General features: G+C 43.9%; 13 protein-coding genes and 1 tRNA gene. 12 read left to right on the forward strand and 2 right to left on the reverse strand.

What is annotated here, in order from left to right; genetic code table 11:
- Window positions 1-74: 74 nt before the first annotated feature.
- The 12 genes from ACRD6K_RS01000 to upp all read left to right on the forward strand — a co-directional run bounded on the left by ACRD6K_RS01000 (window position 75) and on the right by upp (window position 10,388).
- Window positions 75-1,514, forward strand: a complete 1,440-nt coding sequence (locus tag ACRD6K_RS01000; RefSeq protein ID WP_430971705.1) for a thioredoxin family protein — start codon at window positions 75-77, stop codon at window positions 1,512-1,514.
- A gap of 527 nt (window positions 1,515-2,041) precedes the next feature.
- On the forward strand, window positions 2,042-2,524 hold the full coding sequence (locus tag ACRD6K_RS01005) for a LytR/AlgR family response regulator transcription factor (protein WP_430971706.1): 483 nt from the start codon (window positions 2,042-2,044) through the stop codon (window positions 2,522-2,524).
- Between the two features lie 56 nt (window positions 2,525-2,580).
- Window positions 2,581-3,093 (forward strand): TrmH family RNA methyltransferase, encoded by a 513-nt coding sequence (locus ACRD6K_RS01010; RefSeq protein WP_430971707.1) that lies wholly within the window; start codon window positions 2,581-2,583, stop codon window positions 3,091-3,093.
- Window positions 3,094-3,153: 60 nt separating this feature from the next.
- The gene (locus ACRD6K_RS01015) at window positions 3,154-4,095 is read left to right on the forward strand and encodes a hydrogen peroxide-inducible genes activator (protein WP_299578311.1); all 942 of its coding nucleotides are present in this window, start codon (window positions 3,154-3,156) and stop codon (window positions 4,093-4,095) included.
- A 179-nt stretch (window positions 4,096-4,274) separates the two neighbouring features.
- Window positions 4,275-4,346: transfer RNA gene (locus ACRD6K_RS01020), tRNA-Glu, on the forward strand.
- A gap of 30 nt (window positions 4,347-4,376) precedes the next feature.
- On the forward strand, window positions 4,377-4,628 hold the full coding sequence (gene rpsT, locus ACRD6K_RS01025; protein WP_299578310.1) for a 30S ribosomal protein S20: 252 nt from the start codon (window positions 4,377-4,379) through the stop codon (window positions 4,626-4,628).
- 122 nt (window positions 4,629-4,750) lie between these two features.
- Window positions 4,751-5,440: a RadC family protein gene (radC, locus tag ACRD6K_RS01030; protein ID WP_430971708.1), complete on the forward strand. Its 690-nt coding sequence runs from the start codon at window positions 4,751-4,753 to the stop codon at window positions 5,438-5,440.
- Between the two features lie 9 nt (window positions 5,441-5,449).
- A complete protein-coding gene (locus ACRD6K_RS01035; protein ID WP_430971709.1) occupies window positions 5,450-6,778 on the forward strand; it encodes a polysaccharide deacetylase family protein in 1,329 nt (442 codons plus the stop codon).
- A complete protein-coding gene (locus tag ACRD6K_RS01040) occupies window positions 6,759-7,670 on the forward strand; it encodes a hypothetical protein (protein WP_430971710.1) in 912 nt (303 codons plus the stop codon). Before ACRD6K_RS01035 ends, ACRD6K_RS01040 begins: the two co-directional genes overlap by 20 nt.
- On the forward strand, window positions 7,667-8,605 hold the full coding sequence (locus ACRD6K_RS01045) for a polysaccharide deacetylase family protein (protein ID WP_299578306.1): 939 nt from the start codon (window positions 7,667-7,669) through the stop codon (window positions 8,603-8,605). Before ACRD6K_RS01040 ends, ACRD6K_RS01045 begins: the two co-directional genes overlap by 4 nt.
- A 3-nt stretch (window positions 8,606-8,608) precedes the next feature.
- On the forward strand, window positions 8,609-9,676 hold the full coding sequence (locus tag ACRD6K_RS01050; protein WP_430971711.1) for a GNAT family N-acetyltransferase: 1,068 nt from the start codon (window positions 8,609-8,611) through the stop codon (window positions 9,674-9,676).
- A gap of 49 nt (window positions 9,677-9,725) precedes the next feature.
- Window positions 9,726-10,388 (forward strand): uracil phosphoribosyltransferase, encoded by a 663-nt coding sequence (gene upp, locus ACRD6K_RS01055; protein ID WP_299578304.1) that lies wholly within the window; start codon window positions 9,726-9,728, stop codon window positions 10,386-10,388.
- A 90-nt stretch (window positions 10,389-10,478) separates the two neighbouring features.
- On the opposite strand, the gene ACRD6K_RS01060 is transcribed toward upp, so the two are convergent.
- Together ACRD6K_RS01060 and folK are read right to left on the reverse strand one after the other, a co-directional pair.
- Window positions 10,479-11,762 carry an MFS transporter gene (locus tag ACRD6K_RS01060; protein ID WP_299578303.1) on the reverse strand — a complete coding sequence of 428 codons (1,284 nt, stop codon included), beginning with the start codon at window positions 11,760-11,762 and terminating at the stop codon, window positions 10,479-10,481.
- Window positions 11,763-11,870: 108 nt separating this feature from the next.
- Complete coding sequence (gene folK, locus ACRD6K_RS01065; protein WP_430971712.1) at window positions 11,871-12,359, reverse strand: 2-amino-4-hydroxy-6-hydroxymethyldihydropteridine diphosphokinase; 489 nt, start codon at window positions 12,357-12,359, stop codon at window positions 11,871-11,873.
- Window positions 12,360-12,363: the final 4 nt, after the last annotated feature.

A 12,363-nucleotide genomic window follows, 5' to 3' on the forward strand; every position in this document is an offset into this window, starting at 1 on the left:
TATTTGCCGCAGAAAAAATGGGAGCGTAGCGGAGAGCGAAATCCCGGAATTGAAGTGGCTAAAAAGAGAGAACAATGAATTTAAAACGAGATAATCAACCAATTTACATTTTTGCCTTGGTGCTTTTGGCACTACTACCTTGGAGCCTGAAGGCTTCAGGGCAGGGGAATGAGACGAAACTAACCATTCACCTTCGGGGAGTGTATGATTCCAAAATAACAGTGACCCCCTTTGAGAACGGACGCTATGAGTCGGCCTTGAAGACGATTGAGGGCGTACAGGATTCGGTGAGTCTGACAATCCCGAAAGCACATCTTCCCGGACAGTTTTTGTTACGGATGGATTACCGCCAAAAAGCAACGGACCAGTCTTACCCTTCGGAGTTTGTTTTTTTTATGAATGAAAATGACCTGGAAATTGGCATTAATCCGCTGCAAACACAACCGGATAGCGTTTACCTGGGCAATGACGTGGAGAACACAAGCTACTTTGCTTTTCTGAAAGAAAATGCCACGCGCCGACAACCCCTTATTTTGCTGGAGCAGCTTTTGGCTGGTTATCATGAAAAGGAAGGCCGGTTTTACAAGGAAGCGGAAAAGGAGTTTGAGAAAAACAGACAGCGCTATAACCAGTGGATTTTCTCGCTGGAAGACGCGCAAGAAGACTTATTCGTAAGCCGCGTGTATGCTTTTCAGAAAGTGCCAGACATCAGCTGGGAAACTTCGGCAGAGCAACAACTGCACGAGCAGGCTTTGCATTATTTTGATGAGATTGATTTGAGTGATCCCTGGCTTTTGCGTACTCAGGCTTTCAATGACTTTGTAACCGCTTACATGCGCATGTTTGGCATGCATGTCACGTCGGATGAACTTCGGGATTCCCTGTTTACCCAAGCAGGAAGGATTGCCTGCGAAAAAGCGGCGCAAGGGCATCCGGAGGTGTATGGCTGGATGGTTGATTATTTTTATGTCGGATACGAGGCTTTGGGAATTGCACCGGGCATGCGAATGCTTGAAGCGCATATTCAGAATCCACATTGTCTGACATCCAAAAAACAGGAAATTCTTCGGCGGCTGGAAGGAATGAAGAAACTAACGGCAGGGGCACTGGCTCCCTCCTTTGAGGCCGAAATGGTGAACGGTATGCAGGTGCGGTTTAACGGAATTTCCAACGATAAAAGCTATGGCCTGCTCGTGTTCTACGATTCGGAATGCAGCCATTGCAAGGAGCTGCTTGACAAACTGAAAAGCTGGAATGACGTGCCTGAAAATAAGGTTTGGTTCGATGTGATTACCATTTCAGTGGATGAGGACCGGGAAAAATGGGAGCAGTTTCACAATCAAAAAAATTATGGATGGACCGATGTGTGGGCGCCCGGTGGTATCAATAGCCCGGTGGCTAATGATTACTACATCTTGTCGAGTCCGGTTATGTTTATTCTGGGTAAGGATAAAACGATCTTACAAATTCCGGAATCCTTTAAGCAGCTTGAATCATTTATCAGTGGCAATTAGAAAACGTATTTTTTCTGATTGATAAGTTAAATAATCGATTTGCAAGACATAAATGGTCATTTGCTAAGTTGTTTTTGTTTTCTTTGTAGTCTGTTTGGGGTGGAATTATCGTAACTGAAAATTACTTAAGAGAGTTACGATGGATTTAGGGTTGACCCAAATGGCGTTTTTTTTAGGTTGTTTTTCTGCTAAATAGCGAATGGAGCCTAAGCTTAAATGAAAGAGAACAAGTAATAACGTGAAGAGGGTAGAGACTATAATGTTTGATCATCCGGGAACTACATAAATGCCGGGTGCTCGCTTACTGCAAATTGAAGAAAAGGGACTTTTAGGGATAAACGGGCTTATAAAATAAGCCTTTGACGATTTGCCAATTCAGCAATGAATCGGATGAAGGGCTTTAGCATACCTGATGTTGTGATTCCATGCTTTCATCTTTTTTTAAACTAATCAATTTTCTTGTTTGTGGTTTGTTTCAGACATTAAGGCGTTCTTAATTAATACTCTGCAACATAAACATGTTGACAATGAAGGCGTATTGTGAGATTCAGGAGCATGATGAAAGCCAGGGAGCTTCCTTGGTATTGAAGAATATTATTGTATCGAAAGGGCTAACCCAGTTGATTCTTCCGATTCAGGAAATTCTTTATTTTTTTCATGAGAATAAAAACGTATTTGTCGTAACCGAAGATAATGAAACCTATTTTTGTGAATTAGGACTGTCGGCCATAGAAAAAGATATTTGCCCGGGCTTTTTTCGGATTAACCGGCAGGTTATTGTCAATTATAATGCGATTCAATCGTTTTCCTACATTGAGAATAGCAAAATTGAATTATGTGTTCGTCACGGAAGTGGTCGAAACATGATTATTGGAAAGAACAAGGTGGCAAGCTTTAAAAAGTGGATCATGTTTGATTGCACGTGTTTTTCAGCTCCGCGCAGAAAATCGTTTAAGGAAAAAATATCCGGCACCTTGCCTGAACAGAATGTACTCAGGGCAGTTAAATGATAAAAGATTCTTTCCAGATAGGTATAGGGGCAAAGAATTCAAATAGCAAGAACAGGATGGAAACAAATTCAGTTGCTTTTTTTCAGTCACAGCAGTATCCTGAACCAACGCACAAGCCCATTGTGGCCGCGTTGAAAGTTAAGAATCCGCAAAATGTGGGTAGCTTGATGCGCCTAATAGATAATGTTGGGGGCGACACGCTTTACTTGCTCGATGACGAAAACCCCAAGCGCGAAAGCAGCATTCGGAAAACGGCAGGACTAAGCTACAAGCATGTCAAACTGGTTTGGCTTAGCTCGGAGGAATTTTTTCAGGCCATTCCGAAGGACTATACCCTGGTGGCAATTGAAACCAATGAAGCATCGACAAACGTGTTTGCCACGAAACTTCCTGATAAAGTTGCGTTTCTGCTGGGAAGTGAAATGCATGGACTTTCCGAAGAACATATCCATCGCTGTGCTCACAGTGTTCATATTCCGATGACAGGTCTTTGTAAATCAATGAATATCTCCCATGCGTTAAGTATTGCTCTTTTTGAGTGGTTGCGTCAGCAACTTTTTACTAATTAAGTTTAGTTTCTGTTGTTTTTTTCTATTTTTAGCAAGTAGCAAGATAAAATAGAAAAATCCATGATCACACTAACTCAGTTGGAATACATTGTTGCTGTTGACACGTTTAGGCATTTTGGCCGCGCTGCCGAACATTGCTTTATCACGCAACCCACCCTCAGTATGCAAATCAAAAAGCTGGAAGAAGATTTAGAGATTATTATTTTCGACCGAAGCAAGCAACCCTTAATTCCAACCGATGTTGGCAAACGCATTATTGAGCAGTCGCGGATTATTTTGCAGGAAACCGAAAAGGTAAACGACATTGTCAAGGATCACAAAAATTTGATTTCCGGAGAACTGAAAATCGGAATCATTCCCACACTGGCACCTTACCTATTGCCGCTCTTTATTGGTAACTACAAGCGCAAATACCCCAATATCCTGATTACCGTTGAGGAGTTGACTACCGAAAATATTGTGGATCACTTAAAGCGCGATTTGCTGGATGTGGGCGTTTTAGTCACACCGCTTAAAGAGGATAAGATTAATGAGAGGCCGATCTTTTACGAGGAAATGATGCTTTATTGCCACGAGAATCATCCGCTTTACAATCAGAAAAAACTAAAAGTGAAAGACATTGCCACGCCGGAGATTTGGTTGCTGAGCGATGGCCACTGTTTCCGCCACCAGGTCATCAACCTGTGTTCCTTTAAAGGGGCATCCAACCGGGAGCTTCCTTTTCACTTCGAAGCAGGCTCGTTAGAGACGCTTATGAACATTATTGACAAGGAAGGCGGCATTACCCTGATTCCGGAATTGGCAACGGTGGATATGTCTGATTGTCGAAGAAAACATGTTCGAAGTTTTGATGATGTAACCCCTTTGCGCGAAGTTAGTCTGGTGTATTCACGCCATTTTGCTAAGAATAAGCTGGTTGACTTGTTGTGGAAAGAGATGGCTGCTGCCATGCCCCAGGAACTGTTGAGTCGCGAGCGGGGAACAATTGTAGAATGGAAGTAAATTTTTTTCATTTTTTGTTTTGAAGTTTAAAAAATGTTCCATTTCTTTGCATCGCTGAAATCAAAAACAGCCACCCTAAAAGTAGGGCAGCCGATTTCAGCGAAAAAAAATCCTGAGAAAATTTGGAAGCAAAAAAAAAACAATTACTTTTGCAACTCCAATTCAGGAACAGACATGATGGCCCGTTCGTCTAGGGGTTAGGACGCCAGGTTTTCATCCTGGTAGCAGGGGTTCGAATCCCCTACGGGCTACTAATTTTATTTATTCAGAAGAAACAGAAAATGGCACATCATCAATCGGCTAAAAAAAGAATTCGTCAAGACGAAAAAAAGAAAGTACACAATAAGTACTTTGCCAAGACTATGCGTAATGCGCTTCGTGATATTCGTGCGATAAGCGAAAAGGAAGCAGCCGTAGCGCAACTTCCAAAGGTTGTTTCTATGATTGATCGATTGGCTAAGAAGAATTTGATTCACAAAAACAAAGCAGCCAATTTGAAATCAAAATTAACTTCACACGTTAGCAAGTTATAAGCAAACACAAGATATTAAGGAAGCCTCTTCGAAAGAAGAGGCTTTTTTTTGCTCTGAACTGAAGGATGGATTTCATTATTTCTCTCATTCTTCATAACTTGGTTTAGCACAACAGCACCATCATGTACAAGAAACCAAGTATTAAAGAGTGGGCCGTGGAAGACCGGCCACGGGAAAAACTGTTGACCAAAGGAACACGCTCCCTGTCGGAAGCTGAATTGCTGGCCATTTTAATTGGCTCAGGCAATTCGAAAGAATCGGCCGTTGAATTATCCCGCCGTATTTTGGGAACGGTGAACAATGATTTAGCGACGCTCAGTAAAAAAGATGCCTCCTACCTGCTTAAGTTTAATGGTATTGGAGAGGCCAAAGCTGTGAATATTCTGGCTGCACTGGAATTGGGGAGGCGCCGAAAAGAAGAAAATGCCCCGGCCAAAACGGTCATAGTCAATAGTCGTGATGCAGCAAACTATTTTCGGCCTCTGCTGGAAGATCTTCCTCATGAAGAATTTTGGATTTTATTGCTCAACCGTTCCAACACCGTTATCGATAAATTTATGGTGAGCCAAGGCGGCATTACCGGGACGGTGATTGATGTCAAGCTGATTTTGAAAACAGCCCTTGAAAAATTAGCCTGCTCCTTGATTTTATGCCACAATCATCCTTCGGGAAACTGCGCTGCCAGCGAAGCTGACAAAAAAGTAACCCGAAGAATTAAGGATGCTGCCGAATTAATGGAAATTACAGTGCTCGATCATGTCATTATTGCCCACGATCAGTATCTTAGCTTTGCTGATGAGGCTTTACTTTAAAAACCAATTATGCTTGTTGTATTTGCTCAGGAAATAACCAATCGCTTGCAATACACCTTTGATTTTATTTTTTCCGAAATCCTGGGCGTTCCTTTTTTGTTGACAACCGACCTGCATGAGTTTAATGAAAGCCAGTTTCCGAAGATAAATTATTCCTTGCTTCCACTGGATTGTCCGTTACAGATGCATCCACATCCGATTCTTTTTCAACATACCATTAATTTTCATAGTCTGGAAGCAGTGCCCTATAAGGAAGAAGTGTATTTTTTTGAATCCTCAGGTGATTCTTTTTTACCATTTGATCCTTTTGCAGCCAGTTTTTATTTGCTGAGTCGGTACGAGGAGTACCTGATGCGCGAGCTGGATGAACATCATCGTTATCCGTCGCATCATAGTGTGCTGTATCGCAATCATTTGTTGGATAAGCCGGTGGTTAATCAGTGGGCGCAACTTATTGCTCATGAAATAAAGATGCATTATCCTGGATTTGACTATGAAAAACCTCGCTTTGATTTTCTTTCAACCATTGATATTGATAATGCCTGGGCATATAAAAACAAAGGATGGTGGCGCACGGCTGGCGCTTTTGTGCGTGGTTTGCTCAAAGGCGAAAAGCATTTGCTGGAAGAACGGATGCAGGTGTTGCGAGGAGAATTGCACGATCCGTATGATACTTACGATTACATTCGCGAGCTGTATGGGGAGCGAAAAGAGCTGCTTCTCTTTTTTATTTTATTAGGCAAAACAAGTCAATACGACCGGAATGTGTCGCCTGACAATGAGGAACTTCAAAAACTGATAAAAGAGCTAAGTGCCAATTTTCAATTGGGCATTCATCCTTCCTACCGGTCAACAAAAAGGAAAAAGGAACTTCGGCAGGAGATCCGAACCCTGGAGACTATTACTCAGCATAAGGTGGAAGCCTCGCGTCAGCATTTTTTGCGTCTGGTGCTTCCAACCACATACCGGCGTTTAATCAAGGCAGGCATTCAACATGATTATACCATGGGGTATGCCGACCAGTGTGGATTTCGCGCAGGAACTTCCAGCTCCTTCTGGTTTTATGACCTGAAAAAAGAGGAGCAAACCACGCTTCGGATTCACCCTTTTCAGCTCATGGATGTCACGCTTAAAAATTACCTGAAACTTGCGCCTGACGAGGCATTGGAGGTCATTGGAAAATTAATGCAGGAAATTCGGGAATACGGGGGAACTTTTATATGTTTATGGCATAATGAAAGTCTGAGTGACCGGGGAGAATGGAAAGGATGGCGTACCGTGTTTGAACAGATGACAGAACAGGCGATTAAGTACAAGGATGAATCAGGAACTAATTAGCTACGTCAATTATGAAGCGATTGATACCGACCAATGGGATCGGTGTTTGGACAATGCGCCCAATAGCTTGATTTATGCCCGCTCATGGTATCTCGACAAGCTTTGCGACCGTTGGGATGCTTTGGTGATGGGGAATTATCGGTATGTCATGCCCTTGACTTACCGCCAGAAGTTCGGCATTCGCTATTTGTACCAACCTTTGTTTTGTCAGCAACTCGGCATTTTTCCAACACCAACCAGGGAAGTCAGTCAGCTGTTTTTACAGGAAGTGGCCCGGCGGTTTTCGTTTGCCGAAATCAATCTGAACGCCATGCAACTTCCGGTAGACAGTGTTGGTGGGTATGAAAAACGGCAAAACCTGTTGTTGTCGCTCGTGGATAGTTATGAGGTAATGGCCGGTAATTATTCGCAACATACCCGGCGTAAACTTAAAAAAGCCAGCAAGCACCAATTGAGTTTGGTGAGCAGTATTTCAGCAGTAGAATACCTGCGTTTTAAAAAGAAAAACCAACAGGTTCGTTTGTCGGAGAAGGAAATGCAGAAGCTGCGAAATATTCTGGCCTTTGCGCTAAGCCGAAGCCTGGGGCAAATCTATGGCGTTTATTCGCCCGGCAATGAGCTTTGTGCAGCTGCCTTTTTTATTCGGGACAAATACCGGGTAACTTACCTGAGTGCTATCAGCAGTGCGGAAGGTAAAAAGTACCAGGCCATGTATTTCCTGATTGACCGGTTTATTCAGGAGAACGCCGGCAAAGAGTACTTGCTGGATTTTGAAGGATCACAAATACCGGGCGTTGCCCGACTATATACAGGATTTGGGGCAAGCCCCGAAAAGTACCATCACTACCGGTACAACCGGTTGCCGTGGTGGTTAAAATGGCTTAAAAAATGAACATCAGAAACAAAATATTAACAGCGGTGGCTAAACCTTTTTCACTTGCCTCTTTAGGTTCGGGTGAGGAAGTGCCTGTACTGCTGCCTTTTTATCACATAGTGAAAGATGGGGAACACCCGTTTCAGTACAATTACCGTTTCCCGTCAATCAGCCGGTTCAAGAAAGACTTGGACTTTTTGTTGACCCATTTTGACCCCATATCGCTTGAAGAGCTTTACAAAGGTCACAATCTGAGGAATACCTTTCACCTTAGTTTTGATGATGGCTTGCGGGAATGTTATGAGGTGATTGCTCCTATTTTGAAGGAGAAGGGTGTTCCGGCTACTTTTTTCGTCAACCCGGCTTTTGTCGATAATCACGATCTTTTTCACCGGTATAAAGCAGCGGTTTTGCATCAGTTTTTTGCCAAACAAGGGGTGGCTTCTGATCTGCAAAATACCTATGCCGATTTGCTTTCGCTGGACCAGATGGCCGAAGACGTTGGCCTGGATTGGGAAGCCTATCTGCAAAAGGAAAGTCCTTACATGACCCTGGAACAACTGCATCAGTTGGAAAAGGATGGTTTTACGGTGGGAGCTCATAGCTGGGATCATCCGGAATTCTGGCTCTTGGATGAAGAACATCAGCTGGATGAAATCAGGGAAAGTATGGAGTGGCTGACGGCCAATTTTTCGCCTGCCGTTAAAGCATTTGCTTTTCCGTTTACCGATGAAGGGGTGTCGCGCGATGTGTTTGATGCCATTCGGCGCGAGCGTTTATGCGATCTGACCTTTGGTACGGCCGGTCTGAAGCTAGATCCGGAAAAGAAACATTATCAGCGGCTGGCCATGGAGCAGGACGGTTTTGCTTGTGCCAGCCAACTTGTGAAAATGGAATTTTTGTCGTTTCAAATGAAACGATTGGTAAATAAACATGTGGTAAAAAGAGAATAGATCATGGAATTGAAGAAGATTCGGTTGCAGGAGTTAGAGTCATTTCTAACGAGTGATTTTTTTCGGGATTTGGAAACAAAACCCATTAGTCCGGCCCGGGTAGCCTCCTATGTTAATAATCCGCATGCAGAGGCGGAAGATCCGGTGCTTTACCTGCTTCACGATGATACAAAGCTGATTGCTTTTCGAACTCTTTATCCTGCCCGCCTGATGAACCAAAGCAAGCGAATTGCCTGGCTGAGTGGAAACTGGGTTCATCCCGATTATCGACGTCGGGGGTATTCAACACAACTGCTGACCGAGGCCTTGAAAGATTGGGAGGAGCGCTTGCTGTTTACCAATTATGCGCCTGCTTCGCTCCAGGTTTACCTAAAATCAGAATACTTTACGCCGATGTTTTTGGAGGATGGCGTGCGCTTTTACTTTTTTGTCAAAACCGCTGACTTACTGCGCGATCGGTTTAAGGGGATGACGCCTTTCTTTAAAGTTGTGGATGTGTTCATTCGTCTTTTGGCCAACCTGATGCGCTTGCTGTATCATCCCCGCCGCTGGAAGCAGCTCAATATTGATGTGCTCGACTTGCCGGATGAGGCTTGTTATCGCTTGGTTGAAGCCAAAAAGGATAGTTACCTGTTTGAGCGTGGGCAAAAAGAACTGGAATGGATTTTTGCCTATCCTTGGGTATCCACTGCGAAAAAGGACTGGCTGCCGAACTATCCGTTTTCTTCCTATGCCAGCCAGTTTCATTACAAAACGGTCAAATTCATGAAGGGGCGGCGGTTGATTGGCTTTCTGATTTATTCAATTCGTGATGGCCATTTGAAAACCGTTCATCTGCAGTTGCCGCAAAATTCATTGTGGGTAGCCGCTCGTTTTCTGATTCAGCTTTCGGTGCGGAAAAAAATTGAAATTCTGACAATTTTGGAGCCCGAGCTGGCAAAAAAGATTCAGAAACATGCGAACCCATTTCTGTTTCATAAGAGAATAGAACAAGGAATTTATTCTTCTTTCCCGATTTCTGCAGCGATGCGCAAAATTCAGGACGGTGAAGGGGATTTTATCTTTACTTAAGCCCCTCTAAAAAGAAAAAAATCGTTATTTTCGGCAAAATTTTTTGGACATGAAAGTAATCAACCTGAGCGAGTCGAATTCCATTTTCAATCAATACATTGCAGAGATACGAGATCACGAGATTCAGAAGGATCCTCTTCGATTTCGAAAAAACTTACAACGTTTTGGCGAAATATTTGCTTACGAAATCAGCAAGACGCTCGATTTTAAAGTAAAAGAAGTAAAAACACCACTTGGTGTGGCTAAAGTTCCAACTCTGCACCAGCAACCGGTTCTGGCAACTATTTTACGTGCCGGATTGCCTCTTCAGCAAGGTTTGCTGAATATTTTTGACCGGGCTGAAAATGCGTTTATCTCGGCTTACCGGAAGTATGATGATCAAGGGCAGTTTCATATTGAGTTTGAATACCTGGCATCGCCGGACTTGGATGAAAAAGTAGCAATTCTTTCGGATCCGATGTTGGCTTCGGGCGCTTCGATGGAAATGGGATACAAAGCACTTTTGCAAAAAGGTGATCCAACACATGTACACCTGGTGGTGGTTATTGCCAGTAAGAAAGGGGTGGAATACGTTCAGGAGACAATTAAAGCCAAAAATGTAACACTTTGGGTTGGTGCCATTGACGACGAAATGACCGTTAAATCATACATTGTTCCCGGATTGGGAGATGCAGGCGATTTGGCTTTTGGCCCCAAAGCTGATTCACACTAGAAAATAACGAATAAGCGTTAAGATAATTCACAATAGAAAAAACCGGGTGTTGCCCGGTTTTTTTATGTCTTCACTTGTCTGATGATTGCCTTATTCGGTTCGTTCCTGGAACTCGCCCAGCTTTTTAACAAACAGGTAGATGGCCAGAATGCCCAACAGGGTATGTACTGTCAGCGTGTACATGATGTATTCCGGATGACCGGAAGATTCGTAAATTCCCATCAGCCAGGTATAAACACCACTGAGTGTAGCCCCGATGAAGGTGGCCAGAAAATTGGTTCCCATGTATAACCCAGCTTTCTCTTTCGGTGCAATCCACATGATGTACTCCTGAATACGGGGAGAGGAAATCATTTCACCTACGGCAAATAAAAATACGCCAAGAAACACTAGGCCGCTTGCAGAGGTCACAGAAAGTCCGAGCACCACAAAGCCGGCCGCTGCAATCAGCAAGCCAATCATAAAGGAAGGAATGGCAGCCCGCTTCTCAAAAATCCGGGAAATGAGCAATTGAAAAACGATGATGATGTAGCCGGTGTGCGAAATGGCTTCGGCGTTAATCCGCCATACGCCTTCTTCCTGGCTCGAAATGAACTGGGCAATACCGGTGCCGGTTACCATGCGAACCGATTCGTATAGCGATGCGGTATCCAGATAATCGTTGATATACACGGCCAGTACGTTGAAAAAAGCCCAGAAGGGAAGCCAGAAAAATACCCCCAGTAAAATCAGAAAACTCAAAAATTTGAGGTTGGAAAGCGCTTCGCCCATATCCCTGAACTTTTGGCGAAGGGTGACACCTTCCAGTTCCCGCTCAGGTTCTTTGTAAAAAAGCAGGGTAATGATAAACATCAAACCCACCGTCGCGGCAGCGGTATAAAACACATAATCCCATGACCATCCGCGCAGCTTACCCATAACGATTGGTCCCAACGAAGCACCCAGGTTAACCATTTGGTAGAAAATACCGAAACCCAGCGTTTTGTTGGTCGAATCAGTAGTCGCCCGTACCGTTGACGAAATCAGGGGTTTAAAAATACCGGCCGCAAAACCAATAGTCAGCATGGTCAGGGCTATCCCGTTGAAGGTTTGGGTTAAAATGAGCAGTAAAATGGCTGGAAGGTAGGCCATGTACGAGATGAGCAACATCTTTTTAAAGCCATACCGGTCAGCAAAAGTCCCTGAAAAAAGGGGAATAAGATAGGAGAGGGCCAGAAAGATACTTTGGATTGCCCCCAAATCACCTTTGGAAAAGCCCAGTTGTCCCAGGTAAATTCCAAAACTCATGTAAATGCCGTAATAGGCAAAGCGTTCCAACACTTCAATGGTGTTGGCTACCCAAAATACTTTTGGGAATGGTGTTCGTTTAGCCATCGCGCTTTTAAAATTTTAGTTTGAACTAGTTGTTTAGGGCAACAAGGTAGCACTTTTTTGAAAGATCTTATTCTGCCGTGGAGTGGAAATGCCTGCTGATTGGATAAATCAGGCGTCCAGTTTTTTCACCGCCAATTGGTCCGTGCATTCGGCAAGTAATTGAGCAATTGTTTTTTTTGAAGCAGGATGAATGAAGTCAGGGGCAATTTCGGCCAGCGGCTCCAGCACAAACCGCCGCTCGCCCATGCGGGGATGCGGGATTTCAAGCCGGGGTTGATTCAGAATGAGCTGGTCGTAAAAGAGGATGTCCAGGTCAATCAAGCGCGAACTGTATTGTGCTCCATGCCGCACGCGTCCCAATTGGTACTCTATTTGCTGGGTTTCTTGCAACAGGCTGTCAGCATCCAGACGGGTCTCAAGCACAACGACCTGGTTCCAGAACAAATCCTCGGACTCAAAGCCCCAGGGCTCTGTTTCATAGATGGCTGATTGTTGTTCGATTTTACCAACGGCCTCTTCCAACAAGGCAAGCGCCTGATTAAAAATTACTTTTTTGTTTCCTAAGTTACCTCCCAAAAGCAAAAAAACCTTGGCCATGTTT

Source organism: Sunxiuqinia rutila (assembly GCF_050589705.1).
GTDB lineage: Bacteria > Bacteroidota > Bacteroidia > Bacteroidales > Prolixibacteraceae > Sunxiuqinia > Sunxiuqinia rutila.

Excerpts from the sequence above, each read along its gene's own strand:
- ACRD6K_RS01005 (WP_430971706.1), top strand. The coding sequence starts at position 2,042 with ATGAAGGCGTATTGTGAGATTCAGGAGCATGATGAAAGCCAGGGAGCT.
- rpsT (WP_299578310.1), top strand. The coding sequence starts at position 4,377 with ATGGCACATCATCAATCGGCTAAAAAAAGAATTCGTCAAGACGAAAAA.
- ACRD6K_RS01015 (WP_299578311.1), top strand. The coding sequence starts at position 3,154 with ATGATCACACTAACTCAGTTGGAATACATTGTTGCTGTTGACACGTTT.
- ACRD6K_RS01060 (WP_299578303.1), bottom strand. The coding sequence starts at position 11,762 with ATGGCTAAACGAACACCATTCCCAAAAGTATTTTGGGTAGCCAACACC.
- ACRD6K_RS01010 (WP_430971707.1), top strand. The coding sequence starts at position 2,581 with ATGGAAACAAATTCAGTTGCTTTTTTTCAGTCACAGCAGTATCCTGAA.
- folK (WP_430971712.1), bottom strand. The coding sequence starts at position 12,359 with ATGGCCAAGGTTTTTTTGCTTTTGGGAGGTAACTTAGGAAACAAAAAA.
- ACRD6K_RS01050 (WP_430971711.1), top strand. The coding sequence starts at position 8,609 with ATGGAATTGAAGAAGATTCGGTTGCAGGAGTTAGAGTCATTTCTAACG.
- radC (WP_430971708.1), top strand. The coding sequence starts at position 4,751 with ATGTACAAGAAACCAAGTATTAAAGAGTGGGCCGTGGAAGACCGGCCA.
- upp (WP_299578304.1), top strand. The coding sequence starts at position 9,726 with ATGAAAGTAATCAACCTGAGCGAGTCGAATTCCATTTTCAATCAATAC.
- ACRD6K_RS01040 (WP_430971710.1), top strand. The coding sequence starts at position 6,759 with ATGAATCAGGAACTAATTAGCTACGTCAATTATGAAGCGATTGATACC.
- ACRD6K_RS01000 (WP_430971705.1), top strand. The coding sequence starts at position 75 with ATGAATTTAAAACGAGATAATCAACCAATTTACATTTTTGCCTTGGTG.
- ACRD6K_RS01035 (WP_430971709.1), top strand. The coding sequence starts at position 5,450 with ATGCTTGTTGTATTTGCTCAGGAAATAACCAATCGCTTGCAATACACC.
- ACRD6K_RS01045 (WP_299578306.1), top strand. The coding sequence starts at position 7,667 with ATGAACATCAGAAACAAAATATTAACAGCGGTGGCTAAACCTTTTTCA.